22 protein-coding genes are annotated in these 26,104 nt (G+C 47.9%); 6 read left to right on the top strand and 16 right to left on the bottom strand.

The features are described 5' to 3' along the window. Positions 1 to 283 precede the first annotated feature (283 nt). Genes ACZ5EJ_RS06560 through ACZ5EJ_RS06545 form a run of 4 tightly spaced genes read left to right on the top strand, consistent with a single transcriptional unit; the run spans position 284 to position 3,452 of the window. A complete protein-coding gene (locus ACZ5EJ_RS06560) occupies positions 284 to 1,345 on the top strand; it encodes a multicopper oxidase domain-containing protein (RefSeq protein WP_011634460.1) in 1,062 nt (353 codons plus the stop codon). A 37-nt stretch (positions 1,346 to 1,382) separates the two neighbouring features. After that, entirely contained in the window at positions 1,383 to 2,081 is a 699-nt protein-coding gene (locus tag ACZ5EJ_RS06555; protein ID WP_011634459.1) for a c-type cytochrome, read from the top strand. Beyond that, positions 2,081 to 2,464, top strand: coding sequence for a c-type cytochrome (locus tag ACZ5EJ_RS06550; protein ID WP_011634458.1), 384 nt, complete (start codon positions 2,081 to 2,083; stop codon positions 2,462 to 2,464). The genes ACZ5EJ_RS06555 and ACZ5EJ_RS06550 overlap by 1 nt, the downstream gene beginning before the upstream one ends. A gap of 43 nt (positions 2,465 to 2,507) precedes the next feature. Continuing rightward, complete coding sequence (locus ACZ5EJ_RS06545; RefSeq protein WP_011634457.1) at positions 2,508 to 3,452, top strand: multicopper oxidase domain-containing protein; 945 nt, start codon at positions 2,508 to 2,510, stop codon at positions 3,450 to 3,452. Positions 3,453 to 3,598: 146 nt separating this feature from the next. Here the strand turns inward: ACZ5EJ_RS06545 and cphA are convergent, their stop codons facing one another. The 13 genes from cphA to ACZ5EJ_RS06480 all read right to left on the bottom strand — a co-directional run bounded on the left by cphA (position 3,599) and on the right by ACZ5EJ_RS06480 (position 19,590). Beyond that, complete coding sequence (gene cphA, locus ACZ5EJ_RS06540) at positions 3,599 to 6,187, bottom strand: cyanophycin synthetase (protein WP_011634456.1); 2,589 nt, start codon at positions 6,185 to 6,187, stop codon at positions 3,599 to 3,601. Between the two features lie 20 nt (positions 6,188 to 6,207). Next, a complete protein-coding gene (locus ACZ5EJ_RS06535) occupies positions 6,208 to 8,505 on the bottom strand; it encodes a cyanophycin synthetase (protein WP_074455334.1) in 2,298 nt (765 codons plus the stop codon). A 512-nt stretch (positions 8,506 to 9,017) separates the two neighbouring features. Beyond that, positions 9,018 to 9,485 carry a cyanophycin metabolism-associated DUF1854 family protein gene (locus ACZ5EJ_RS06530; protein ID WP_011634452.1) on the bottom strand — a complete coding sequence of 156 codons (468 nt, stop codon included), beginning with the start codon at positions 9,483 to 9,485 and terminating at the stop codon, positions 9,018 to 9,020. Further along, the gene (locus tag ACZ5EJ_RS06525) at positions 9,482 to 11,800 is read right to left on the bottom strand and encodes a cyanophycin metabolism-associated ABC transporter (RefSeq protein ID WP_011634451.1); all 2,319 of its coding nucleotides are present in this window, start codon (positions 11,798 to 11,800) and stop codon (positions 9,482 to 9,484) included. The genes ACZ5EJ_RS06530 and ACZ5EJ_RS06525 overlap by 4 nt, the downstream gene beginning before the upstream one ends. A 93-nt stretch (positions 11,801 to 11,893) precedes the next feature. Beyond that, on the bottom strand, positions 11,894 to 12,616 hold the full coding sequence (locus ACZ5EJ_RS06520; protein WP_011634450.1) for a DUF3619 family protein: 723 nt from the start codon (positions 12,614 to 12,616) through the stop codon (positions 11,894 to 11,896). Next, positions 12,613 to 13,191 (bottom strand): RNA polymerase sigma factor, encoded by a 579-nt coding sequence (locus tag ACZ5EJ_RS06515; protein WP_049753108.1) that lies wholly within the window; start codon positions 13,189 to 13,191, stop codon positions 12,613 to 12,615. Before ACZ5EJ_RS06515 ends, ACZ5EJ_RS06520 begins: the two co-directional genes overlap by 4 nt. 224 nt (positions 13,192 to 13,415) lie before the next feature. After that, positions 13,416 to 13,919, bottom strand: a complete 504-nt coding sequence (locus tag ACZ5EJ_RS06510) for a TPM domain-containing protein (RefSeq protein ID WP_011634448.1) — start codon at positions 13,917 to 13,919, stop codon at positions 13,416 to 13,418. 13 nt (positions 13,920 to 13,932) lie between these two features. Continuing rightward, entirely contained in the window at positions 13,933 to 14,817 is an 885-nt protein-coding gene (locus tag ACZ5EJ_RS06505; protein ID WP_011634447.1) for a TPM domain-containing protein, read from the bottom strand. 19 nt (positions 14,818 to 14,836) lie between these two features. After that, on the bottom strand, positions 14,837 to 15,442 hold the full coding sequence (locus ACZ5EJ_RS06500) for a LemA family protein (protein WP_011634446.1): 606 nt from the start codon (positions 15,440 to 15,442) through the stop codon (positions 14,837 to 14,839). 59 nt (positions 15,443 to 15,501) lie between these two features. Continuing rightward, positions 15,502 to 15,810, bottom strand: coding sequence for a BolA family protein (locus ACZ5EJ_RS06495; protein WP_240142266.1), 309 nt, complete (start codon positions 15,808 to 15,810; stop codon positions 15,502 to 15,504). Positions 15,811 to 16,108: 298 nt separating this feature from the next. Further along, positions 16,109 to 16,939 (bottom strand): hypothetical protein, encoded by an 831-nt coding sequence (locus ACZ5EJ_RS06490; RefSeq protein ID WP_011634444.1) that lies wholly within the window; start codon positions 16,937 to 16,939, stop codon positions 16,109 to 16,111. Positions 16,940 to 17,541: 602 nt separating this feature from the next. Further along, a complete protein-coding gene (rimO, locus tag ACZ5EJ_RS06485; protein WP_011634443.1) occupies positions 17,542 to 18,879 on the bottom strand; it encodes a 30S ribosomal protein S12 methylthiotransferase RimO in 1,338 nt (445 codons plus the stop codon). A 441-nt stretch (positions 18,880 to 19,320) separates the two neighbouring features. Beyond that, positions 19,321 to 19,590 (bottom strand): PepSY domain-containing protein, encoded by a 270-nt coding sequence (locus ACZ5EJ_RS06480; RefSeq protein WP_011634442.1) that lies wholly within the window; start codon positions 19,588 to 19,590, stop codon positions 19,321 to 19,323. A 524-nt stretch (positions 19,591 to 20,114) separates the two neighbouring features. Here ACZ5EJ_RS06480 and ACZ5EJ_RS06475 point away from each other — a divergent pair. Then, positions 20,115 to 21,287, top strand: coding sequence for a type III PLP-dependent enzyme (locus ACZ5EJ_RS06475; protein WP_011634441.1), 1,173 nt, complete (start codon positions 20,115 to 20,117; stop codon positions 21,285 to 21,287). Positions 21,288 to 21,572: 285 nt separating this feature from the next. On the opposite strand, the gene fghA is transcribed toward ACZ5EJ_RS06475, so the two are convergent. Both fghA and ACZ5EJ_RS06465 read right to left on the bottom strand, forming a co-directional pair. Further along, the gene (gene fghA, locus ACZ5EJ_RS06470; RefSeq protein ID WP_011634440.1) at positions 21,573 to 22,442 is read right to left on the bottom strand and encodes an S-formylglutathione hydrolase; all 870 of its coding nucleotides are present in this window, start codon (positions 22,440 to 22,442) and stop codon (positions 21,573 to 21,575) included. A gap of 12 nt (positions 22,443 to 22,454) precedes the next feature. After that, the gene (locus ACZ5EJ_RS06465) at positions 22,455 to 23,561 is read right to left on the bottom strand and encodes an S-(hydroxymethyl)glutathione dehydrogenase/class III alcohol dehydrogenase (protein ID WP_011634439.1); all 1,107 of its coding nucleotides are present in this window, start codon (positions 23,559 to 23,561) and stop codon (positions 22,455 to 22,457) included. 210 nt (positions 23,562 to 23,771) lie between these two features. Between ACZ5EJ_RS06465 and ftsH the strand changes: the two genes are divergently transcribed. Then, a complete protein-coding gene (gene ftsH / locus ACZ5EJ_RS06460; protein ID WP_074455339.1) occupies positions 23,772 to 25,625 on the top strand; it encodes an ATP-dependent zinc metalloprotease FtsH in 1,854 nt (617 codons plus the stop codon). Here ftsH and ACZ5EJ_RS06455 read toward each other — a convergent pair. Continuing rightward, positions 25,614 to 26,060, bottom strand: a complete 447-nt coding sequence (locus ACZ5EJ_RS06455) for a DUF3293 domain-containing protein (protein ID WP_464556780.1) — start codon at positions 26,058 to 26,060, stop codon at positions 25,614 to 25,616. The genes ftsH and ACZ5EJ_RS06455 overlap by 12 nt on opposite strands. Between the last annotated feature and the right edge of the window lie 44 nt (positions 26,061 to 26,104).

Genomic DNA, 26,104 nt, shown 5'->3' with positions numbered 1-26,104 from the left:
ATAATAGGCGCGGATGACAACATACCCCCACATTTTATTTTAGCCCGGAAAGCATAGATACCGGGAGCACCGGGCTGATTATTTCGTTTTCCCCCCGATAAAAGTTATTGACAATTAGATTGATATAAGTAAAATCCGCACAAAGATACATTTTAAATATATCTTTATCGCTGTAAGGAGGGATCTATCAAGTGCTGATGAGGTATTAACACAGTATGTATCTAAAAGTAAGAGAGTTTTGTGCATCAAAGGCGTATTAAATATACACTAAAAGGACCGATTTATGAGAAATTCAAATTCGATATTTTCGCATTACCGATTCATCATCAGCATCGTTATTGGACTGTATGCACTGGTGATGATTCCTGCAACAAGCTGGGCCGAAAAACGTGAATTCGATATGTCAATCGAAGACACCCGGATCGTTCTAGTCGGCAAGAGAGATTTTCACACATTTGCCTTCAATGGCCAGGTTCCAGCGCCGCTTATTCACGTCAAGGAAGGCGATGACGTTGTAGTAAATGTAACCAACATGACCACGCTGCCGCATACCATCCACTGGCACGGCATGCTTCAGCGCGGTACCTGGCAGAACGATGGTGTGCCTCACGCCACTCAGCATGCGATAGAGCCCGGTGATACGTTTACTTACAAATTCAAGGCTGAACCTTCCGGCACCATGTGGTACCACTGTCACGTCAATGTGAACGAACACGTCACCATGCGCGGCATGTGGGGGCCACTCATTGTGGAGCCGAAGAATCCTCTTCCAATCGAGAAAACAGTAACCAAAGAATACATCATGATGCTTTCTGATTGGGTATCAGCTTGGGCGAACAAACCGGGTGAGGGCGGTATTCCGGGAGATGTATTCGATTATTACACGATTAACGCCAAATCTTTTCCTGAAACGCAACCTATACGAGTCAAAAAAGGAGATGTCATAAGGCTGCGCATCTTTGGTGCAGGTGATCAAGTTCATTCCATTCATACTCATGGCCACATCTCTAACATCGTATTCAAGGATGGTTTTCCTTTGGAAAGTCCAATTAAGGCCGACACTGTTCTTATTGGGCCGGGCGAGCGTTATGACGTTATCATCAATATGGATAACCCTGGTTTATGGATGATACATGATCACGTTGATACGCATACTACCAATGGAGATAAGCCTGACGGTGGAATTATGACAACCATCGAGTATGAGGAAGTCGGACTTGACCACGATTTCTATGTATGGAAAGACAAAAAATTTGTACCTGATTTCTACTATGAAGAATCTCTGAAAAAAGACTTCGGAATGCATAATTCGAAAGTCTTCAAAGGAGAACTCATCGAAGAATGATGTGTATGTGTAACACAACAACCAAAGGAGAAGAAATATGATGAAAGCCTATTTGCTTGCGGCGATGGTTGGTGCGGGTTTTCTTGCATCATCGCTAACAGCTTCTGCTGCGGACGGTTCCGCAATACTGCAGTCACAATGTGCTTCCTGCCATGCGCTGACTCAGCCGGAAAATACTTCCCTAGATCGTTTGTGGGAACGTAAAGGGCCGGATCTTTATTACGCCGGAGTTAAATTTAATAAGCCATGGCTAGTGAAATGGCTGCAGGATCCGGTCAGAATTCGCCCGGCTGGTGAATTCTATCGCAAACATATCAAGAAGGGCGATAAGGGGGATGTTGTGGATGAGTCTACGCTCACGGTACATCCAAAACTGGCACAGGCCGATGCTGAAGCAGCTGCTGATGCCTTGATGGCCCTGAAAGGACCAGAAGGATTGATTGAGACAGGAAAATACGATGCGGACAAGAAACCATCCCCAATGGCAAAAATGCTCTTCACCAAACTGCGTGGCTGTTATGCCTGCCATTCAATCGGTGGTGGAAAGGGTGGATTGTCTGGCTCGAGTCTAGAAACAGCCGGTGACCGTTTACAGCCTGATTTCATTTACAGCTATATCAAAGATCCGCAGAAAATTGATAAGGGTATCTGGATGCCAAAACTCAAAATTTCCGAGCAGGATCTGCAGAATCTTACCGGCTATATTGCTCAACTGAAAGGAAAGGAGGGTAAATAATGAATATCAGTCGTTCTGTTTTACTGCTTGCAGGAATGAGTTTGATCTTTTTAGGATCACTAGCTACGCCAGCTTCTGCAGCGGATGACCAGTTTAAACATGCCGAAAAACTCTACGATACGTATTGTGCACAATGCCATGGTGCCGACCGTGATGGCAATGGTCTTAACAGTACTTTTATATCTGTTCAGCCGCGCGATCACAGTGATCCAAAGGGTATGGGTGATATTCCCAACGACGAGATTATTGAAGTAATCAAGAAAGGAGGTCTTGCCGCCAATAAATCAGTGTTGATGCCAGCCTGGGGAGAAATTTTCAGTGATGAAGAGGTTGATCAGCTGGCCGCCTACCTGCGTCATATCTGTAAGTGTGGTTCAAATTAATTAAAAGTTGATCTGTAAATAAAGTAGAGGAAGAAAAAACAATATGAAATATAAAAAATTATTTAATGCAAGCTTTGCTGCGCTGGCAGCCAGTGTTGCCCTGCCAGGATTTCATGCAGAAGCTGTAGCTAAAACAGTACCGGTCACGATCCATGCAGTGGAAAAAGATGTGGCCTACGATAATAAGGGCAGCACCTATCATGCGTGGACCTTTGGCGGTGTTGTACCGGGTCCGGTTGTGCGTGTTACTGAAGGTGACACAGTCGAATTTACTCTGGTGAATGAAGAAAGCAATAAAAACTCACATAGCATGGATTTTCATGCCGCCAGAGTGGATGTAATGACGGATTTTGATTCTGTCAAACCAGGCGAAACAAAAAAATTCACCTTTACTGCTGATAATCCCGGTGTATTCTTTTATCACTGTGGTTCGGATCCAATGATTCAGCATATTGCGCGTGGTATGTATGGCGTTATTATTGTCGATCCGAAGGATGAGAATGCTTTGCCTAAGGCTGATCGTGAATATGTGCTGATTCAGGCCGAGCACTACGAAAATCCGGATGACAAAACAGCCATGATGAAGAATCAGTGGTCTAATGCCGTTTTTAATGGCGGCGTCTTCAAATACGATCCGGTACATGACCCGGAAGCGACACGCTGGTTGCAAGCCAAGCCGGGTGAGCGGGTTCGTATCTACTTTGTCAACGCTGGACCCAATGAGTTTTCCTCACTGCATCCTATCGCTGGGATCTGGGAAAATGTCTACCCCAGTGGAAATCCCAAGAATGTCCAGTATGCATTGCAGTCCTATACAATTGGGCCAGGCGATGCGGCAACGCTTGATCTGATTTCTCCAGTTGCAGGTGCTAATGCAATCGTTGACCATGCCATGAATCATGCATTGACTGGTGCAATCGCTGTAATTATGTTCAGTGATGATGCTGATCCGGAAGCTGGCAAGGGTGACAATATCCTGGTCAGATAAGCTACTCTGTAATAACATTACGTAACTGCAGCATCATGGGGCTGCGTGTTTCAGGGCTCCATGAAATATCCTCTTCAGGATAGCAGCATAATAAAACCGCCTGAATTCCGAGTATTGCTTCACAGGCGGTTTTTCTTTTGTCATTGTCAGGCAACGGCAATACGAGCATCAGCGGCAATACGAGAGTGGATGTATCCAAGCGCCTGCTCCACCTGATCGATCAGAATAAGGCAAAGCTCCCCGGCTTCCAGATTGGTCAATGCGGTATCAATCGCCTTGAACTCACCACGAATTTCACTGACTTTGCGTACGCGTTTTGCATTTTCCAGGCCTTCTCGCAATAACCCAAGCACTTCGCCATCAGCACGTCCACGCTGGCATTTATCCTGAAACAAAACAACTTCGTCAAATACATCACCCAGAATCTGCGTTTGTAGCCGAATATCTTCATTTCGGCGATCTCCTGCTGCGCTGATGACGACTGTACGTTTCTTGGCCGGGATATGATCAATGGCACATATCAGTGCTTCCATCGCATCCGGGTTATGTCCGTAATCCGCAATTAGCGTGGCTTCACGATAATTAAACAGATTAAATCTGCCTGGGACAGTCTGCGCATCACTAACAAAATCAGCCAAGCCTGCGCAAATAATTGACCAATCCAGCCCGGATGCTAATCCTGCACCGATAGCCGCCATGACATTCTCAATCTGGAAGCTGATCATTCCATTCTTCGTCAACTGGATGTTGCTGAGTGATATTCGTCGTTCAGTTCCGGCTTCCGTTACAACAATATGTTGTTCTTCCAAGTAGATTACACGTTTTCCCTGGATGCGCTGTTCCAGAATCACCGGATGACGGCTATTGCAGGAGAAGAATGTGACAGAACCCGGGCAGTGGCTTGCCATACCGAGAACCAGGGGATCGTCAGCATTTAACACGGCAACGCCTTTCTCCGGATTGACGTTTTCCACGATAGTGCGTTTGACAGCAGCCAATTCCTCGGCTGTATTAATGTTAGCCAGACCAAGATGATCCCCCCGGCCAATATTTGTGACAACCGCCACATCACAATAATCAAAACCCAAACCTTCACGCAGAATACCGCCACGTGCGGTTTCCAGTACTGCAGCATCAACATCGGGGTGAAACAGAATATTCCTGGCACTCTTGGGGCCGCTACAATCGCCCGTATCTACACACTGATTATTAACAAATACACCATCCGTGCAGGCAATACCAACCCGCATCCGGTTGTGTTCCAGTATGTTGGCAATCAAGCGTGCCGTAGTGGTTTTTCCATTGGTGCCGGTTACGGCGATCACTGGAATACGGGCATCTTCATCCTGTGTAAACAGATGATTGATGATGGCTTCTCCTACTGCGCGTGGCTTGCCGTATGAAGGTTGTAGATGCATGCGCAAACCCGGTGCAGCGTTGATTTCGATGATTGCGCCACCCTGTTCTTCCAGTGGTCGCGAGATGTTGCTGCATATTACGTCGATACCACAGATATCAATGCCAACCATTCGAGCAGCCATCACTGCGCAATCAGCAATATCCGGATGAACTTCATCCGTTACATCCCTTGCTGTCCCCCCGGTAGAGAGATTGGCGTTGTTACGCAATACTATTTTCCCCTCTTTTTCAGGGACAGAGGTAGCGCTCAATCCTTGCGACGCAAGGTGTGCAAGAGAAATTTCATCCAGATGAATTTTGGTCAACAGATTTGCATGGCCTTCGCTGCGCAACGGGTTGCTATTGATCTGATCCACCAGCCAGGCAATATTATGAATACCATCACCGACAACCTGAGGTGGATCACGTCTTGCTGCCGCAACCAACTTGTTGCCTACGACCAGCAATCGGTAATCGTATCCGCTTACGTAACGCTCAACCAATATACTGCTGCTTTCCTCTGCCGCAACATGATAGGCAGTTTTTATCTGATCTCGGTCAGTGAGATTGGCTGTAACTCCTCTACCATGGTTCCCATCCTGCGGTTTGACAACGATGGGCGCACCAATTTCGCAGGCTGCTACCCAGGCATCATCAGCACTGGTCACCGGTCTCCCGGTCGGAACGGGAATGCCAGCTGCGCGTAAAAGTATCTTGGTCAAATCCTTGTCTTGCACAACGGATTCTGCCACCACGCTGGTTTGATCGCTTTCAGAAGCCAGAATACGCCGCTGCCGGCTTCCCCAGCCAAATTGAACCAGACTTCCGTCAGTCAGACGACGGTATGGAATATTGTGTCGGACAGCGGCCTGCACGATCGAGTTTGTGCTGGGCCCCAGACGGACGTCTTCGTACAGTTCATGTAAACGGATTATTGTTTCAGCAACATCAAATGCGGCAGATTCTGCTGCTGCCTGATATAACGCAAAAGCCTGTTCAAATGCCAGTCTTCCAACGGCTTCCTCAGTATATTCCACGACGACACGACAAATATTCGGTTCAGCCATTCTGACCGCACAACTGAAGCTTACGGGGCAGCCGACCTGTTTTTGTAATTTCAGTGCAATAAATACCAGAATATTAGCTGGTGTTGTCTCTTGCCAGTTAATTGGCTGCAGCTGCACAATATCCGGAAAATAGTTACATAAACGCTCTTCCAGGGAGGAAATAGTGTTAGGCGTATGTTTATTCTGTTCCAGATCTAGCGTAGCTTCGATGGCGGTATGTTTACCCCAGACGTTAGGTCCCCGCAATGCACGAACTTGTAATACCTTCATGGATACTTTCCTTAAATTATCTAACCTTCGAGAGTTTGATATATCGGTGGATGGCCTTCCTGATCCTGCAAGAAGGCCGTTAAACCAGTTTTAATGAGATCGGACGACATGCCCAAGGCCCAGCCAGCGCCAACGCCCGCCAGAAGATGTATCGTTTCTACGATATGATTACCGGTTTCTACTCGCAGCTCATCCAGCCGGGCAAGGGGTGTTTCAGTAGAACCATCAATTAGCAGAATCTCCTGGTTACGTACAGTAACAACCCGTTTCCCACGAGTTGGCCCTGTTCCCTCTCGCCGGTGAGTATTTATCGTGGGCAATTCGGGATCACGACTGATGTAAATGACCTCACCGTGGCATAAATCTGCCATCCGGATTAGCACAGGATCTTCCGCATCAAGAATAGCTGTACCGATTGTCGGCATAGCCTCTGGCAAGATGTCATCTTTTTTACCTCCGGTAGGAGAAACCACATCAACCTGGGTTCTCAGCACCTTGAAAATCTGCTCAGGTGTTTCAATTCCCCGATAACCAATATGTTGTGCGGGCTCAATTCGGGTAACAATACCTACCTGACAACTGTCATACGCTAATCCTTCCTCAAGCATGCTATTGAAACCATTTTCAAAAACGGCTGCTTCAACAGTACGGTTCATCAGAATACGGCGAGCCGATTTGTGATTGGCACAGTCGTTGTAATCAATTTTTTTGTGGTCGAGATAAAGTCCACTACTGCATGCTAAACCGGTACGTTTACTTGCAAGCATGAACAGACGGGCAACAAGACGGGCGATAGTGGTTTTGCCATGACTGCCGGTAATGCCGACAATGGGAATACGGCTCTGATTCTGATCCGGAAACAAATGATTGATAATCGCTTCACCAACCGGTTGTGGTTTGCCGATAGCGGGCTTGATATGCATTAGCAAACCGGGACCGGCATTGACTTCAACAATGGCTCCTCCCTGCTCGGCAAGCGGCTGTGAAATATCTTCCACCACCAGATCAATCCCGGCAATATCCAGACCAACGACTCGTGCAGCTAGCGCAGCCAGATCAGCAGTGGCCGGGTGTATGCTATCGGTGACATCAATTGCGTGATTGCCATTACGCTGTACCCGTATTTTTGAATCAGCAGGCAGGATAGAATCATAGGTGCAGCCCTGATGCGTGAGTTCCATTTTGACCGCATCATCCAGCTTGATAAGATTGAGCGGGTGATTTTCAGTAGTGCCCCGGCGCGGGTCGGCATTGACCTGATTTTCAATCAATTCTGCAATTGTGGAAACGCCATCACCAGTAACAAGCGCGGAATCTCCCCGTGCTGCGGCGATAACTCGTCCGCCAACGATAAGCAAGCGATGTTCGATTCCCGAAATATAGCGCTCAACTAACACATCACTGCCTTCCTGCTGTGCAATAGAGAAAGCAGATTCAATTTCTTCGCGCGTACTCAACTCAATAAACACCCCACGTCCGTGATTGCCATCGCTGGGCTTGACAACAACTGGCAACCCAATATCTGCAGCGGCCAGCCAGGCATCTGCCGGATCAGTCACGATACGCCCTTCCGGAACCGGTATGCCACAAGCACGCAACAGTGATTTGGTCAGTTCTTTGTCACGCGAAATACTTTCAGCAATGGCGGTGGTCCGATCGGTTTCTGCGGTCCAGATATATCGACTGCATGCCCCTTGCCCTAACTGAATAAGATTGCCTTTATCCAGCAAACGAATGAACGGAATATTGCGTGCTGTGGCGGCATCGACAATACAAGCGGTAGAAGGGCCGATCCAGAGTGAATCAATCATGTCACGCAACTGCCCAATAGCGTTTTCTACGTCATAAACTGGCTGTTCCTGGTCAAACCCCATCGCGGCCAGTACCAGTTCCCGCGCCAAATACAAAGCTTTGAGTGTTATTTCCTCATGCCACGCACTGACAACTACCTTATAAACTCCCCGCTCCGTGGTTTCGCGCGCCCGGCCAAATCCTCCCTGCATCCCGGCAAGATTTTGCAATTCAAGCGTCACATGCTCAAGAATATGACAGGGCCAGGTTCCTTCCTTGACCCGTCGTAAAAATCCACCTCTCTCACCATAGCTACAGCGATGTTCAATCAGGGATGGCAACCAGGCTAACAAGCGCTCATAAAAACCAGGGATCGTATCTGATGGATAATCCTCCAGCTCACCGATATCAACAATTGCCTCCAGAACAGGGTTGTACGTCCACATGTTGGGACCATTCAGATAACGAATGTCAAGAAACCTAAAATCTTTTTTACTGCAAGCGGGAAAATCGGATTGAATCAACATGAGTGAGTAATCGAATGTACACCCTCTAATTAACGCGAGACATATTCAATTGGTTTACAGGAAATCTGGAATTTTTGGATATCTCTCATTTCTTGCTGAGAGTGAGCGCACAGGAAGGGGATTCACAGCAGCTTATACTGCTACTGCTGTTGGTTGTAGAGGTTTTATATTCACATGTATCCGGCGTGTACAGCCGATTGACATCGAATACTTGAAAGCATTGGAAGAAACGCTTGCCAAGTGGGCAAGCGCAACTGATGAGAAAACTTATTGTGAGTTATGAATGCTTTACGGTGCTGAAAGTATCTTTCCCGTTTACTGATCACACAGTTGTGCAGCTTTAAGCTGCTCACGCTTGATTGTCAGCTGGTACGTGGTGAACTTGGACGACTCGCAGTCAACGCCATTATTCAGGCCACACGATCTCTGTATTATCTTTTTGGAATATTGCAGCAGTGTGGTAAAGAAAATCTTGATGTGTTGATATTCGGGAATCTTGTTTTTGTCTTGTTTCACAAAAAACGATCCAGCAATCTGTTGCTGTGATGATCCAGTATCAACCGGTCTCGAATCAGGAAGTGAATGCCGTGGCTGTCGGTGATCAGTAATGTAGCGAGCGACAGCCGACGGATATCTTCTTCTCCCTTGAGGATGAGGCTGGTTTCCCCTCGATTTGTTTGTATTTGCCAGGTGCTGGGGGTTGCGAAGCTGGAAACCTTGTCAATGCGCTTTATCTCAGGCATGAATTCACGGCTGGCAAGTTCTTCTTCGATCAAAGTTCGCTCTGATTCCTGTAATTCAACAAGATTATCAATCCAGGCCACTTCATGGCCATGGCCATCGACCAGAGCTACTCCCTCATCCGCGGCAGTAATTGGAAATGCACGTACGGGTATGACACTTTCGTAGATCTGATCTTTGCCTATAGCTACCACCCGACCGAAAGCATTCCTCTCCAGTTTGTATTCAGATAGTTTCATACACGATTTCCCCTGATATCAGATAGGTTACCGGGTTCAACAGAGGACTCTTCATTATCTGGGCTACGTGACTGTGACTGATAAAGGTGGTAGTAATGTCCCTGGCAGGCCATGAGTTCCGCATGATTGCCTGTTTCCACGATCTTGCCGTGGTCGAGTACGATCAGCCTGTTTGCTTCCTGCAGGGTTGACAGGCGATGAGCAATGGCAAGGGTTGTCCGACCGGAAACAAGATTATCGAGTGCCCCTTGAATTTCCTGTTCCGTCTGGGTATCCACAGATGAAGTGGCTTCATCCAGTATCAGGATGTGTGGGTCGATTAGCAGTGCCCGGGCGATGGAAATACGCTGCCTTTCGCCACCCGAGAGTGCCTGGCCGCGTTCGCCCACCAGAGAATCATAACCGTAAGGCAGGCGCAAAATAAATTCATGGGCATGGGCAGCGCGTGCCGCTGTAATAATTTCCTTGCGAGAAGCATCGGGTTTTCCATAGGCAATATTCTCGGCAATCGTGCCGAAAAAAAGAAAAGGTTCCTGCAGTACCAGCCCGATATGTTTTCGATAATCCGCGATAGGCAATGAGCGGATATCGATACCATCAATCAGGATGGCACCCTCGGTCACATCATAAAAGCGGCAGATCAGGTTGATGAGTGTGCTTTTGCCTGAGCCACTGTGCCCGACCAGCCCGATCATCTCGCCTGGTTCAATTGCAAAATTGAAATTTTGTATCACCCGGCGCGTTCCGTAACGGAAACCGACATTACGCAACTCGATATGGCCTTTTATAGCTGGCAGATGAACGGGCTTGACCGGTTCCGGCACGCTGGAAACGTGATCGAGAATATCGAATATCCGTTTGGTTCCAGCCGCCGCCTTTTGTGTGGCAGAAACGATCCGGCTCATTGAATCTAGCCGCAGATAGAAGCGACCGATATAAGCCAGAAAAGCGGTGAGTACCCCGACGGTGATGTGATCTTGTGATACCTGCCAGATACCGAAAATCCACACAACCAGCAGACCGCATTCTGTCAGCAGGGTTACCGTGGGGGTAAACAATGCCCAGACTTTGTTGACACGATCATTGATTTCCACATTACGCTGATTGACTGCACGGAAGCGTTCGATCTCCCGTACTTCTTGCGCGAATGCCTTGACCACTCGGATGCCAGGCAGGGTATCTGCCAGAACATTATTGACTTCGGCCCAGACACGATTGGTTTTTTCAAAGCCGACACGCAAACGATCACGCACCAGATGAATCAGCCAGGCAATGATCGGCAATGGGAGCAGGGTAATAAGCGCGAGCCATGGGTCGATTGAAACCAGGATAATGACGGTCAGGACGATCATGAGCACATCCGTGGCGAAATCAAGCAGATTGAGCGAAAGAAACAGGTTAATCCGGTCGGTTTCCGCACCGATACGCGCCATCAGATCCCCTGTACGTTTCCCACCGAAATAGGCTTGAGAAAGTTTGAGCAGGTGTTCGTAAGTTGTTGTTCGCAAATCAGCGCCGATGCGCTCTGATATCCTGGCCAGTACATAGGTGCGCGCCCAGCCAAGAATCCAGGCTACTATTGCCGCTCCCAGCAAGCCGGACAGATAAAATATCACCAGATCAACATTAATCGGATGGCCGTTCTGATAAGGGATCAATACATTATCCATCAGTGGCATGGTCAGATAGGGCGGTACCAATGCAGCAGCCGTACTGCCCAGCATTAGCATGAAACCGGTAAATAATTGCCACTTGTACGGTCTGGCAAAGCGCCACAGGCGAAACAATGTCCAGGTAGAGGGTGGAGTGGAGGTTGCTTCCTGATCGTGATGAGCGTATGCCGCTTCACTACTGTCATCGTTGCCAGCGGTATTCTGGTTACTGCTGGCTTGTTCTGCCATCCCTTTTGCTGGCAGGGCTGCCTGGGTATCAAGCGCATCAATCAGCCGGATAAAGTGGATAATCAGTTGATCCGCTGCCTGTTGTTTGCTCAATGTGCAATACCAGCGCGCCAGACGGGCGCTGGTGTCAGACAGTTCGATGCTGCAAATCCCGGCGTGATCCTGATAAGCTAGCTTCATATTTGGTTGATAATGCCATGCCTGCCAGTGCTCATCGCCCGCTATTCTAGCCAGAATCCGCCGGGTGGTAATCACAATCAGCCCTGGTGAAAAATGTAACTGATGATCGAGGTCAGTTTCCAGCCAGGCAATTACCTGTTCATGATTGATCAGTGTAGGCTCAATTTGCCTGTTCCAGGCTGATGGGAAATCAGCAGGAACAAGGTGGAGTAAATCGCTGGTGTTGGAGTGCATTAGCTGGGGTAGGGTGCTTAAGCAGAAATAAATTTTATCTTCCGGGATGAAACCGAAGCAGCCGGATCAAATCCGGATTATATCTTGGTTGGGCTATGGGGCAGATATCTCGCTATCGGTTTCTGTATCCTGCGTATCCCTGTCTTCGGAATCTGTATCCGGGGATTCTGCATCATGAGCGTCTCCCACTTCCTCAGAATCTTGAACATCACTGGTTTCATCAGGGACGACATCTGTTTCTGAATTCCTGTCATCCTTGCTATCGGAAGGTTCATCCATCCAGTCAGGATCCTGAGTTTCACCGGGGTAAACGGAATCGGTAGCCACACCAGAATTTGCTTCTTCATTGACATCGGTTGCTGAAACATCAGTCGTATTTTCCGAATTATTGTTATTTTCGGCTTCGTGAGGAGGCGTTTCATCAGAAGTTCCATCGTCAGCATCCTCCTCTTCTTCGAAATTGGCAGTATCCTCGGTACTGAATAATTCGGCGGGTGCATCATTAGTGAATATGGCGTGCGATGCTGTTGATTTATCTTCAATCCTGTAATTTACCTGCCAGTAGTTATGAATTATTAGGAGCAGCAGAAAACTGGCTGATAATAATAATTTGCCGGCATGATTGGCAAGCCAGTGATACCCGTTCCGGGCTGATATTCCCGCGCCTGCATGCAGCATTTTTTCTGCTGGTTGATAATTTTCCAAAGCGGCTCTGCGTGCAGCTCGCAGTTGGTACAGAGTACCTGGGGTAATGTCACGCAAGCTGTGATCCAGCAATCTTGCGATCGTTCTCCCCGTTTTTTCCTCTTTATTCATCGCTTGACTCCTTTACCCTCTAATATAGCGGCAAGTGTGTGTGTCGCACGGGAGCAATGTGTCTTTACGCTTCCTTCCGAGCAATCCATGATTTTTGCTGTTTCGGATACATCCATCTCTTCCCAGTAACGCAACAGGAAGGCCTCTCGTTGACGTGGCGGTAAAGTTTCTAGCGCCTTGCTGATCAGTTCGATCAGTTGAGATTGCTCCGCTGCGGTACCGGGATTGTTTTTCTGGTCGAAATCCTGCGCCAGTGACAGAGATTCGGGAATATCGGAATATTCATCAGTATCTTTTTCGCTTGAAGCAGGCATAAATGCTGAGAACAACGTCACCCAGAGTGAACGGGATTTCTGTCGCCGATAATAATCACGAATCTTATTTTGCAGAATGCGCTGAAACAGGGGAGGGAGCTCGGCAGGCGGTTTATGCGCATACTTCTCGGTCAGCTTCATCATTGAGTCCTGCACGATATCCAGTGCAGTGTGTTCATCCTGCACCGCGAATAACGCTTGCTTGTATGCACGCAGCTCGACTTCGCTCAGAAAATCAGAAAGTTCTTGCCGAGTAGCCAGAATAACCTGCCTTGGAGTTTATGATTCATTTTCGGTAATGCAACGGCCATCGCCATTATCAGATACATAGAAGGTATACAGAACGACAGCAAGAGACAGCAATATTATAACTTCCTGTCGTGCAGCAGGCGCATAGAATCAGGTAGTGAGCCAAGGTAAAACCAGAGTCGATTGGATTTATTCTGATCCGGCTGACCTGTCTTTCAGGGAAGTGGAAGACGGATTTATAACACGACCGGGTAATCGGAAAGCTCGCTTTTTCTTTTGCCAGCGCTGTTGGCTGGAAAGTATTGCTGTAGCACTCTGGTAATTACATCAATTCCGGAGAGAATACCCTGTTCAAATTGTCCCTGGCTGAAAGCAGTTTCCATCGTATGGCAAGCAGCGTCCCATTCCGCCTGTTCCATGCGAGTGTAAATGCCCCGATCTGCTATGATCTCCACGCTGTGATCTGCCATTAATAAATAAATCATCACACCATTGTTCTGTTCGGTATCCCAGACTCGCAACAGGGAAAATACATCAATGGCCCGTTCACGACTGAAATGATTTTTCAACAGCAGGGATATATCCAACGCCGCTTCTACTGCAAAAACAATTTCGCCACTATGTGTGGTTTCAGACCGTGCAATTGCCTGCTTGATTGTATTCAGCGTATTCGGTGGAAATGCACGTTTTACGGCTGATTGACCAGTGACGAGATGGCGGATGATGCGCATCAAATTCATTAATTTCTCCTGATTACCATCTTCCCGAGGCGCCGCCACCACCAAAGCCGCCACCCCCGCCACGGAATCCACCGCTAGAAAAACCACCCCCTCCAGGCCAGTTTCTGCGCCCACTCCTGAACCCACCTTGGTGAATGATTCTCCCTGTCTGCTCAAACAGGCTGATAACAAATGCCACGATGGCAATTAGGACAGCGATCAGCAGTGAAGAGGAAATCAGCCAGATCAGTAATCCTGCAATACTGCTGGTTATGGTTGCACCGGTCATTCTCCCAAACGTGGCTTGCAGCATCCTGCCCAGCATCAGCATGACAAATAAAACGGGAATAATGTTTTCCAGCACAAGGTTCATACTGGCTGATTCTCTCGCCTGCCGTGCAGGAACAGGCAAAGGTTCGCCTTCAATCACACTGATAATCTGCCTGATACCTGTCTGTAATCCACCAAAAAAATTACCATGCTTGAATTCAGGAGTAATTCCCTCGTCTATGATGCGCCGAGCGATGGCATCCGGTAATGCACCTTCAAGTCCGTAGCCGGTTTCAATCCGCAAGGTTCTGTCATTCTTGGCAACCAGCAGCAATACGCCATCATCGATTCCTTTGCGGCCGAGTTTCCATGCCTCAACCACACGAATTGAATACTGCTCAATCGTTTCAGGCTGTGTGGAGGGAACAATTAGCACGGCGATCTGACTGCCTTTTTTTGCTTCAAAATTAGCTAGTTGTTGCTCCAGTTGAGTGATTTCTGTTTTGGTGAGCGTTCCAGTCAGATCGGTAATATGTGATTTAAGCGGAGGAATAGCAACATCGGCCAGCACCCCGGTGGCAGCAACACATAACAGTGCTATAAACGACAAACTGATATGCCGCTTGATTCCTGTAAATAAAATCAACATGCTTGCTTATTTAATCAATTTATTGAGCAGTTACCGGAGCACCAAATTCCACCGTGGGCGGAACAGCAATCGCTTGTTCATTCTCCACCGTGAAGTTGGGTTTGACCTGGAACCCGAACAGCATCGCAGTCAGGTTGCTCGGAAAGGAGCGAACCGTTACGTTATATTCCTGCACTGCCTGGATGTAACGGTTACGGGCGACCGCAATACGATTTTCAGTACCTTCCAGCTGTGCCTGCAGATCACGGAAATTGGCACTGGATTTGAGCTGCGGGTAATTCTCTGCCACCGCCAGCAAACGGGTAAGCGCACCGGTCAGCTCACTCTGAGCGTTCTGAAAACGGGCAAAGGCTTCCGCATCGTTGATCAGTTCCGGTGTCGCCTGAATGCTGCCTGCTCTGGAACGGGCGGCAGTCACTCCCAGCAACACTTCTTTTTCCTGTGTGGCAAAGCCTTTTACCGTATTGACCAGATTCGGAATCAGATCTGCCCGGCGCTGATACTGGTTGATTACTTCCGCCCAACTTGATTTGATCTGTTCATCAGTCGATTGCAGGGTGTTGTAGCCGCAGCCGCTGAGCAGCAGAACGCAGGCAAGTGTCAGAAAATTTAACAGTTTTTGCATAAGAACCTCTCTGAAAGTTGATGGGCCACTTTCGCGGCGTGAGGTTATCACTCCCGGTTTCATTCGGCAGCCGATCCACCAAGGCAGGGTGGGGATGTGCGCGCTGCATCATGACGTTCCTGCCATTCCGCAGGAGTGAATGTGTGTAACGCCAGTGCGTGAATGGAGCGAATAATCTCATCCGTCAGCGTGGCGTTGACCAGCCGGTGACGCGCCACCAGCGGTTTGTCATCAAATGCAGCAGATACAACCGTTACCTTGAAATGAGATTCGGATCCTGCCGGGACATTATGACGATGGCTTTCATTAAATACTTCCAGGAACTGCGGCTGTAACGATTGTAGCCTGCTTTCAATCCTGTTCTTCATGTCTGTCATGTTTATTGCAACCTTCTGTTGTTATTTCCTGGCTCAGATTGATGTACTTCCGTTGAGACTTCTTTATGAAAAATGGGTTCAGTCGATTGTAAAAATTGACAATTTTCTTATGAGTTGTAGATATTAATCAATATATGGAGGGTGTTCTTTTTTTGGAGACGCAGGCCGAATTGAGGGTGCCTGCAAAATATACCGAATAGGTTGGAAGGGCGAGTACCATGCAACGCAGTGCTTCGCCTGAAAAATGACTTTAGAAAGCCGGAGATAGATTCTCCGGCTTGATGGTAGATTAGCAGCAGCGCAGCTTTCTGGTGAACCCTAATGCCAGTAAACCGGCAGTTAGAAGTACCAATGGCATGGGTTCGGGTATTTCATTTGGATTCTCTGCTGGATCTTGTGGATCCTCCGGTTTGGCTGTCCAGGAAATAAGGTTTTGAGAATCTTGGGTCATTTTTCCATTTTTACATTGTCCCTTTTTATTTCCACTTGTGTATTTTTCAGTACAAGTAGAGCTTGATGTCAGGAAAAATAAATCATATTTCTCACTTTTTGTGCCATCTTGAGTGTTGTCATAAATATCTTTTATCCATCCATTTGCCAGATCGTCGGCATCACCAAATCCTCCTACCTTGAAGTTGCCCTTTGAAAGTGGGTTTCCGTTTTGATTGCCCTGGTTTTTGCCGTTTTCAAACAGAATTTCCCACAGGGTGAGCTGGAATGCCGTTAATTCTTTTCCATTTGCCGAATTGTCAAGGTAGTCGCCATAATTATCGAACAGGTAACCAATCCGGGCGATTTCCCAGGAACCAATACCAGCTACGCTTCCCGTTGTCAGGGCATCCATTTGGTATGTGGTTCCAGATTTTAGCGTATGGAAAATATCAGCACAGAATGCGTAGAAATCTAATCCTTCAGATGTTTTAAATTTGAATTCTCCCGCATATACATTTCCTTGAACAGGTTTTCCCTGATTCCATGGGTTTCCTGACCAAGACGAATTATTGGGAAGGGTTCCTACTTGTTCATTTCCAAATGTATCTGTATAGGTCAATGTAACTGGATCAGCATGCGCTGTTCCAATTGCTGCAAATAAGGCTGCTGCAATAAGTGTTTTCTTCATAGGTAAATCTCCTTCGGATTAAAAATTTTGTTTTTAATTGGTTACCACTATCGACTATCAGGGCTAATGAGGCATCGATCCTGAACAACCTTGATTTACAATAAGCACATTACATGCCAATACTTTATTTGCGATATAAGTGCATGACACTAATAGATATATGTTCTATTTGCAGGGGTGGCTAAGTAGAACAATTCTTTGCTTGTAAATTTTTCTGACAAGCCTTGATACTTGCTGGAATTTTTATAGTGATTTGTTTGTTATAAGGAGATAACCTGAATGCTTGTTTTCTCCATTGATATTTTGTATGGAGAGCCAGGGGGCTGGTTTATACGAGGAAATATAGGAAAAGTTGTGAGGCTGGAGAGGATTTTGGCTTTGGCATTGTGCCAAATCAATGACACGGAATGGTTTCGAGTAGTGGCGTGCAAAAGCACAGCCACTCAAGCAGAATCAGTTGCTGGTCAACGCGGTACTGGATTGCCTCGGCGTTGCTTCAACACAGCACCTTGTAAGGATTGAGGAAAAAGTGGCAATGATACAAATGCCACTTTTGCGGGCAGGCACAGTCGCCGAAGCAATTCAGGAGTTTACTGTTCGCGTTAGATTTTCTCTGTCCACAGGTCGTGAATGTCAGTATCGGTAACGCGCACATCTGCCCAGTCACCCGGTTTAAGGGTTGAGGCATCATTAATGTAAACAACGCCGTCAATTTCCGGTGCATCGGCATAACTTCTGGCGATGGCGCCTTCTTCATCAACTGTGTCCACCAGCACCCTGAGCTGCTGGCCTTTTTTCACAGCCAGGCGTTGTTTGCTAATGATTTCCTGCTGTTGCATCAGTCTTTCCAGTCGTTCTTGCTGGATTTCGGGAGGAACATGATCAGGCAATACATTGGCAGCCGCGCCTTTGACCGGCGAATAGGTAAATGCCCCCACCCGATCCAGTTGTGCTTCTTCCAGAAAAGCGAGCAGTTCCTCGAATTCTGCTTCGGTTTCTCCCGGAAAACCAACAATAAAAGTGCTGCGCAGAGCAATGTCCGGGCAGGTTTTGCGCCACTGCTGAATGCGCACCAGTACGTTTTCACTATTGGCTGGGCGTTTCATCAGCTTGAGTATGCGTTTGTTGGCGTGCTGAAAAGGAATGTCCAGATAAGGCAGGAGCTTGCCTTCTGCCATTAATGGGATCAGTTCATCCACATGTGGATAGGGATAGACATAGTGCAGCCGTACCCAGATACCGAATTCCCCCAGTGCGTTCGCCAGTTCGGTGATGCGAGTGCGAACGGGTCTGCCTTGCCAGAAGCCGGTGCGATATTTGATATCCACCCCGTAAGCACTGGTATCCTGGGAAATAATCAGCAATTCCTTGACACCAGCTTCGACCAGACTTTGCGCCTCCTGCAGTACACCACCCACCGGTCGACTGACCAGATCACCGCGCATGCTGGGAATAATGCAGAACGTGCAATGATGATTGCAGCCTTCGGAAATTTTGAGATAGGCGTAATGCTTCGGCGTGAGCTTGATTCCCTGTGGCGGTACCAGATCAAGATAAGGATCGTGCGGTTTGGGTAAATGATGGTGAATGGCGGCCATCACTTCCTCGGTTGCCTGCGGGCCGGTTACTGCCAGCACGCTGGGGTGCGCCTGCCGGATGACATCCTCTTTTGCACCCAGGCAGCCGGTTACAATCACCTTGCCATTTTCAGTCAGTGCTTCGCCAATGGTTTCCAGCGATTCCGCCACGGCACTATCAATAAAACCGCAGGTGTTGACGACCACCAGATCAGCATCGGCGTAGTTGGGTGAGATCAGGTAGCCCTCTGCTCGCAGGCAGGTGAGGATACGTTCGGAATCAACCGTTGCCTTGGGGCAGCCAAGTGATACAAAACCAACGCGTGGAATTGCAGGGGGGTGTAGGGATGAGGCAGCTGTCATTCAGATTTCCGTATATACAATGGTTTATATCCATCACCGCTTTCCTGGCTCCGGATGAAAGGCGGTATGGTGCCACCGGGGAATATATTGCACAAGATTTCCGTCAGTTCAATCAATTCTTAGAACCTATTCAAGATCTCGATCAAGGGATGCAGTTCAATTTCAACGCCGTAATGTGCCCTTCAGTGAGATATTGAACAGGTTCTTATGAAAAAATCAGAATTCAGTAGAAGGATTGCAACGAGAGAGCGAGAATAATGGTCTGATTTTTTGGTTGCCAACTCTGCTGGATTGTTTCATGTTTGCGACATTCACCATAACGGAGTTATGTGCAGATGGCTCAAAGACAGAGCCTTACCATAACAGGCAGGATGTTATTGCGCGAATGCCTGCAGCGGGAAAAAATCCAGCAGCAGTTTTATCGGGGGGTGTTAGTCAAGGTTATTTGTTCGGGATGACTGCATTTTTTGCCGGATCGATTTTTACTTTGATTTTTTTACCATTGGCGTCGATGATTTTTACCTCGACGATCAGCTTTCCCTGTTCTCTTTCAACTTCAGCCTCGTGGATATTTCCGGGGTTTGCTGCAACGGCTGCCTGAATGGCTGAAATTACCTGATCTGCTGGTAATCCTTCATTACCAGCAAATGCACTATTGAACGAGAAAAACATGGTTGCGGTGAAGATGGCTGCTCCGGTAATTTTTTTCATCGTGATCTCCTTCCGGTTTATCTAGATATACCAACTCTCTTATAAAGCTGGTTGTTCAAAATATTAGTCCTGCGCTTGCTCATGTGCAAATCTTTTGCGTAAAAGATTCTTCTGAAAACTATTTTTCAGGCGAATCGAGGCATTAAGTACCCTGAAAAAATATTGCCTGTATTTTCTTGTCCAATATAAATTGGTCGGCAGAAAAACCCAATAAAAAGTTGTTAATTGGCTCTTTTTTCTGATGAAGATTGCTGTTTATAAAGTCGCTGGGCTTTGCAAACAGCCATCAAAAATAATGAAGATAATTTCTGTCATATAAGATGATGATTATTAATCGTTTATTTTAATAAAAATAATGCAAAAAAATACTTGATTCTGAAAAAATCAAGCCTATAATGCGTGCCTTTAGAAATTCCAGCAGCCCATAAGGAGGTCATCATGAGAAGCAAGATAAACCTGTTTGTTCCAACTGATTGGGTTCAAATTCATATTCCCGAAACGTAGCGATTCCAGGAGAAACCCTCATGAAAAAACTATCCGCAGCCGTACAGCAACAAACAGAAAATGCCATTTTCGATACTCACCCTGAAATCAGTATCGATCCCTCCTTGGTGGAAGCCAAGTTAAAACAAGGTTATCTGAAGCCTTTTCTGATGGTGGATACCGCCATCATTCGCAATAAAGCCCGACGATTCAAGGCAGCCATGCCACGCGTACATCCGCATTATGCAGCCAAAGCCAATCCTGATCCGCGCGTGCTGAAAACGTTGATTGAAGAAGGCGTTGGGTTTGAAATCGCGTCGATTGCCGAGCTTGACCTCCTGATGGGTTTTGGCGTGCCGGCTGCCGAAATTTTTTACAGCAATCCGATGAAATCACGCGCCTACCTCCAGTATGCTGCTGCGAAAGGCGTGGAGTGGTACGTGCTGGATAGCGTTGAGGAGCTGCGCAAGATCGTCAGCATCAAAGCGGATGCCAAGCTTTATTTGCGGATCGACACTCCCAATATCGGCAGCGACTGGCCGTTGGCAGGAAAATTTGGAACACATCTGGGAGACGTGCGCGAAATTATTGATGAAGCTGTGAAGCTGAATGCGGATCTGGCAGGTGTTACTTTTCATGTGGGCTCCCAATGCCGCAATCCACAGAACTGGCGGGTTGGGATCGAACGTGCCAAAACCGTGTTTGCCAGCATGCGCGAAGCCGGTCTTAATCCCCGGTTGTTGAATCTGGGTGGCGGTTATCCGGTGCGTTACGTCAAGCCGATCCCATCCATTGAAATCATTGCCGAGGTTATTAACGAGGCCATTGCTGATTTGCCGCAAAATATTCGCATCATGGCAGAACCTGGACGTTATCTGGTATCCGACTCAGCGTGTTTTGTGTGCCGCGTGGTCGGTACTGCGACCCGTAATGGCAAGCGCTGGATGTATTGGGATGCAGGGATCTTCGGTGGCATCATTGAGGTAAGCGAAGGGTTGCGTTATGAAATCTTGACTCAACGCAATGGTTCTTTGGTTCCCTGGTCAGTTGCTGGTCCGACATGCGATTCTGTGGATGTGCTGATGCACGACGAGATGCTGCCTGAAGATGTGCGGGAAGATGATTTCATTTTTATCCCCAACGCAGGCGCTTACACAACGTCGTATGCAAGCAATTTCAACGGCTTCCCATTGCCAGATGTCATTGTAGTTTGATGGAGCCATGAACTGCCATGCCAGTAGAGGAGATGGCGGCATTTTTATCAAACTTGCCGCTTATCCGTATTAAGGATGGTGGATGGCATCGTCATTGTGAAATCCGTAGGCCTCAGCTGCGAGTGTAGTGTGGCGGCGGATAAAGCAAAGCAATTAGCAGGCCATCCTTATCCCGGTTGTAACCGCTCTGGATTGCTTCGCACGAACATGCTCGAAAAGGCGAGAGGGAGAGGTTGTCGCTGTCGCACAATGACGATGAGATATAGCAAGAAAATCCAGATTGAATCAACCTGCTGAATCAGCCGGATCCAACGTCAGGAAAGTGTGGTGATGTCGCAAATGATCTTCAATAAAAGTGCTGATAAAAAAGTAGCTGTGATCATAGCCAGCATGGCGACGCAAAATAATGGGCTGTTCAGCTTGCTGACAGGCGGCTTCAAAATAGCTGGGATGTAATTGCTCAGCAAGAAAAGGATCGTCTAGTCCCTGATCAATTAACGGGGTTGGTAGTCGGTGACCAGATTCGATCAGAGCGGTTGCATCGTGTTTATGCCAGCTTTCTGGCGATTTCCCCAGGTAACGACTGAATGCCTTTTGTCCCCAAGGGCAGTGAATGGGGGCTGCTATCGGCGCAAAGGCAGAAACTGACTGGTACAGCTCAGGGTGGCGTAACGCCAGGGTTAACGCACCATGTCCTCCCATTGAATGTCCTGAAATTCCCACACTTTTCGGATCAACTGGAAATTGACCCAGTATGATGTTGTACAGCTCTTGTGTCACATAGCTTTCCATGTGAAAGTATTTGGACCAGGGGGATTCTATGGCATCAAGATAGAACCCGGCGCCTGATCCAAATTCCCAATCATCCGCTTCACCAGGAATGCCGGTATTGCGTGGGCTGGTATCCATACTGACCAGCATCAGCCCGAGCTCGGCAGCATAACGTTGTGCACCGGCCTTAATCATGAAAGTTTCTTCTGTACAGGTCAGCCCGGCTAGAAAAAACAGTACGGGTAAACGCTGCTCACCGGCTTCGGGCGGCACATACACTGAGAAGCGCATCGGTAAGCCGATAATTTCTGAATGATGCTGATAATAACTTTGAAGACCACCAAAACAGCGGTGCTGGCTGCGAATTTCCAGTTTGATTGTCATTTTTTTAAGTCATCAGTAAATTACAACAGAACGAATAGATTTTCCGGCTTCCATCAATTTGAAACCTTCGTTGATGTCTTCCAGTTTCAGGGTGTGTGTAATCAGCGGATCAATACTGATTTTTCCCTCCATATACCAGTCAACAATACGTGGTACATCCGAGCGGCCACGTGCGCCACCAAAAGCAGTACCCTCCCATTTTCTACCAGTCACCAGCTGAAATGGGCGGGTACTGATCTCGGCGCCAGCTTCTGCTACACCAATAATGATACTGCGCCCCCAGCCTCTGTGTGTGCATTCCAGCGCTTGGCGCATAACAGTGGTATTGCCGATACATTCAAAGCTGTAATCTGCACCTCCATCCGTCAGCTGTATTACTGCATCCACCACGTTTTCTACTTCCTTCGGGTTGATGAAATGGGTCATGCCGAATTGTCGGCCTAATGCTTCCCGCTCCGGATTGATATCAACTCCGATAATCTTGTCCGCACCGACCATGCGCGCACCCTGAATAACATTCAGGCCGATGCCGCCTAGCCCGAATACAGCGACGTTTGCACCCGTTTCTACTTTGGCGGTGAACAATACCGCACCAATACCGGTGGTCACCCCGCAGCCGATGTAGCAGGCTTTGTCAAAAGGGGCATCTTCACGAATCTTAGCCAGAGCAATCTCAGGGACAACGATGTAATTAGAAAAAGTTGAAGTGCCCATATAGTGCATAATGGGTTTGCCGTTGAGCGAGAAGCGCGAAGTGCCGTCCGGCATCAGGCCGCGCCCTTGTGTCGCACGGATCGCCTGACATAAGTTGGTTTTACGCGAAAGACAAGATTTGCATTCCCGACATTCCGGTGTGTACAAGGGAATCACATGATCACCCGGGCGCAGTGATTTGACATCTGTACCCGTTTCAACCACAACTCCGGCACCTTCGTGGCCAAGAATTGCAGGGAACAGGCCTTCCGGATCAGCGCCGGAAAGTGTGTAGTAATCAGTATGGCAGATACCCGTGGCTTTAACTTCAATCAGCACCTCTCCCGCGCGCGGAGCGGCAAGATCAACCTCTTCAATGGTAAGGGGCTGGCCAGCCTGCCAGGCAACTGCTGCATGTGTTTTCATGACGGAGATCATCCTTTTAGGAGAAGTTTGATGAAAGCAGTCATTGTATGTGACTGACACGGCCGTGCAATCTAGTTCTTTGCGAAAGGCCGGATGAAAGGTAAGTGTACCATTTCTCGGTTTTAGATCGACAAAATTGGGTATGATTTAGCAACTTGCGAACCCGATTTCTGAAAAAATAAAATCAGACAAACAAAGAAAGGAGGATTCATGAAAAACCAGTCGCCGGTGGATAAGAAGACACAGATTAACTTCTGGTATGTGTTGATCGCGGTAACCAGCATTCTCTTCATCCAAAATCTTTACACACAATATACAAAAATTGAGCCAATTCCCTACAGTCGCTTTCAGACATTACTGGAGGAGGACAAGGTAGCGGAAGTAGCTATTACTGATCAACAGATCTTTGGCAAACTCAAGGATACTTCTGGTGAGAAATTTACCGAATTTGTCACCACGCGGGTTGAATCGGATCTGGCGGAGATGCTAGACAAACATAGTGTTACCTATACTGGCGTGGTGCAAAGCACCTGGTTGCGCGATATTCTTTCCTGGATAGTGCCGATGGCAATTTTTATTGGTATCTGGCTGTTTATTATCCGGCGGATGAATAAAGGAATGATGGGAAGCGGGTTGATGTCGATTGGCAAAAGCCGTGCCAAGGTTTATGTTGAGCAAGAAACAAAAGTCACTTTTGCCAATGTTGCCGGAGTGGATGAGGCTAAGGAAGAATTGATGGAAATCGTCAATTTCCTTAGAAATCCCTCTGAATACAGTCGATTAGGAGGAAGAGCGCCCAAAGGTATTTTACTGGTTGGCCCACCCGGCACGGGTAAAACCTTATTGGCGCGTGCGGTGGCAGGGGAGGCAGGCGTACCGTTCTTCTCGATTTCCGGTTCAGAATTTGTCGAAATGTTCGTTGGGGTGGGTGCCGCCAGAGTGCGTGATCTGTTCGAGCAAGCACGCCAGATGGCACCCGCCATCATCTTCATCGATGAATTGGATGCGCTGGGGCGTGCACGCGGAGCAGGCGGATTTGGTGGCCATGATGAAAAAGAACAGACACTGAATCAATTGTTAGCCGAGTTGGATGGGTTTGATCCCTCCAGTGGCATTGTTTTGCTCGCAGCCACTAATCGTCCCGAAATCCTGGATGCTGCCTTGCTGCGTGCCGGACGTTTTGATCGACAGGTACTGGTAGATCGGCCTGATAAAAAGGGTCGTCAACAGATTCTGGCTGTGCACATTGGTAAAATTACGTTGGCATCAGATGTTAATACCGAGCAGATAGCGGCGCTGACGCCTGGTTTTACCGGTGCAGATTTAGCTAATCTGATTAATGAAGCTGCGCTGTTGGCGACCCGACGTGATGCAACAGCCGTGACCATGGAAGATTTTAACAATGCAATCGAGCGTATCGTGGCTGGCCTGGAAAAACGTAACCGACTGATTAATCCTGATGAAAGGCGTACAGTTGCCTACCACGAGCTGGGGCATACCCTGGTAGCGCTTGCTCTGCCTGGATCGGATGAAGTCCATAAGGTTTCGATTATTCCACGCGGAATCGGGGCGCTGGGTTACACCATTCAACGCCCCACCGAGGATCGCTATCTTATGACGCGCAGAGAATTGGAAAACAAGATGGCGGTATTGCTGGGTGGGCGTGCGGCGGAGCAACTGGTATTCAGTGAGATTTCCACTGGCGCTTCCGATGATCTGGCACGTGCCACTGATATCGCTCGTGCGATGGTGTTGCGCTATGGTATGAGCGAGGCAATCGGAAATGTGGTTTATGATCGGGAGCAAATGACGTATCTGCAAACCAATTACCCGATGCCACAAAGCCGTGACTATAGTGAGGAAACCGCTCACAAGATCGATCTGACAGTACGTGCGCTACTTGATCAAGCGCTTGAGCGTGCGATTAAAATTCTGGATATGAATCGGCCGTTGCTTGATCAAACGGCGGAGCAATTACTGGAAACTGAAACATTGAATGAGCCGGAAATAGAAGAGCTGAAGCGTAGCATCCTTGTTGAGGAAACTGTCTCTTCAGCGCAGTAAAACTAATCGGGAGATTGCGTCAGTATTCATCCAGATGATTGCATTCTGTCCAAACGCATGTCCGATTGTTCTGGCTGTGGCAAGATCGATCTCCAATGCGAGAAAACCTGCTTCGACAGGCCATTCTCCGGCGGGATCGATACTCTCTCCCGGGTATATGTGCTCTGAATAGCCGGCAAGTTGCTCGTATAACTGGATCGTGGCAGACTGATTTTCTTCAGGCGTTACCATTTGGCTGGCGGGGTTACAGGCGGTGATATACGCTGCATACTGGTTCCCGGTTGCCTGTAGTAGTGTTGCAACAGACTTGGATTGGCTGCCAATACGCAGCATGATCAAGCGGGTTGTATCAATCCTTATCTGGTACCAGGCAGCAAGGTAATTACTAACCAGTTCTTTTGAAAGTATAGTTGGCTTTGTGTTTCTATCCTGCAAAATGGCCTGATTCCAATCTGGACTTTCAGATAAAAATGCAGGAG

The organism is Nitrosomonas sp. TNE100 (genome assembly GCF_055387135.1).
This window is presented reverse-complemented; position numbering and strand designations above follow the sequence as displayed.

What these genes read in the sequence shown, in the direction of transcription:
- ACZ5EJ_RS06560 (WP_011634460.1), top strand. Translation starts at nt 284, where the DNA reads ATGAGAAATTCAAATTCGATATTTTCGCATTACCGATTCATCATCAGC.
- ACZ5EJ_RS06555 (WP_011634459.1), top strand. Translation starts at nt 1,383, where the DNA reads ATGATGAAAGCCTATTTGCTTGCGGCGATGGTTGGTGCGGGTTTTCTT.
- ACZ5EJ_RS06550 (WP_011634458.1), top strand. Translation starts at nt 2,081, where the DNA reads ATGAATATCAGTCGTTCTGTTTTACTGCTTGCAGGAATGAGTTTGATC.
- ACZ5EJ_RS06545 (WP_011634457.1), top strand. Translation starts at nt 2,508, where the DNA reads ATGAAATATAAAAAATTATTTAATGCAAGCTTTGCTGCGCTGGCAGCC.
- cphA (WP_011634456.1), bottom strand. Translation starts at nt 6,187, where the DNA reads ATGAAGGTATTACAAGTTCGTGCATTGCGGGGACCTAACGTCTGGGGT.
- ACZ5EJ_RS06535 (WP_074455334.1), bottom strand. Translation starts at nt 8,505, where the DNA reads ATGTTGATTCAATCCGATTTTCCCGCTTGCAGTAAAAAAGATTTTAGG.
- ACZ5EJ_RS06530 (WP_011634452.1), bottom strand. Translation starts at nt 9,485, where the DNA reads ATGAAACTATCTGAATACAAACTGGAGAGGAATGCTTTCGGTCGGGTG.
- ACZ5EJ_RS06525 (WP_011634451.1), bottom strand. Translation starts at nt 11,800, where the DNA reads ATGCACTCCAACACCAGCGATTTACTCCACCTTGTTCCTGCTGATTTC.
- ACZ5EJ_RS06520 (WP_011634450.1), bottom strand. Translation starts at nt 12,616, where the DNA reads ATGAATAAAGAGGAAAAAACGGGGAGAACGATCGCAAGATTGCTGGAT.
- ACZ5EJ_RS06510 (WP_011634448.1), bottom strand. Translation starts at nt 13,919, where the DNA reads ATGAATTTGATGCGCATCATCCGCCATCTCGTCACTGGTCAATCAGCC.
- ACZ5EJ_RS06505 (WP_011634447.1), bottom strand. Translation starts at nt 14,817, where the DNA reads ATGTTGATTTTATTTACAGGAATCAAGCGGCATATCAGTTTGTCGTTT.
- ACZ5EJ_RS06500 (WP_011634446.1), bottom strand. Translation starts at nt 15,442, where the DNA reads ATGCAAAAACTGTTAAATTTTCTGACACTTGCCTGCGTTCTGCTGCTC.
- ACZ5EJ_RS06495 (WP_240142266.1), bottom strand. Translation starts at nt 15,810, where the DNA reads ATGAAGAACAGGATTGAAAGCAGGCTACAATCGTTACAGCCGCAGTTC.
- ACZ5EJ_RS06490 (WP_011634444.1), bottom strand. Translation starts at nt 16,939, where the DNA reads ATGAAGAAAACACTTATTGCAGCAGCCTTATTTGCAGCAATTGGAACA.
- rimO (WP_011634443.1), bottom strand. Translation starts at nt 18,879, where the DNA reads ATGACAGCTGCCTCATCCCTACACCCCCCTGCAATTCCACGCGTTGGT.
- ACZ5EJ_RS06480 (WP_011634442.1), bottom strand. Translation starts at nt 19,590, where the DNA reads ATGAAAAAAATTACCGGAGCAGCCATCTTCACCGCAACCATGTTTTTC.
- ACZ5EJ_RS06475 (WP_011634441.1), top strand. Translation starts at nt 20,115, where the DNA reads ATGAAAAAACTATCCGCAGCCGTACAGCAACAAACAGAAAATGCCATT.
- fghA (WP_011634440.1), bottom strand. Translation starts at nt 22,442, where the DNA reads ATGACAATCAAACTGGAAATTCGCAGCCAGCACCGCTGTTTTGGTGGT.
- ACZ5EJ_RS06465 (WP_011634439.1), bottom strand. Translation starts at nt 23,561, where the DNA reads ATGAAAACACATGCAGCAGTTGCCTGGCAGGCTGGCCAGCCCCTTACC.
- ftsH (WP_074455339.1), top strand. Translation starts at nt 23,772, where the DNA reads ATGAAAAACCAGTCGCCGGTGGATAAGAAGACACAGATTAACTTCTGG.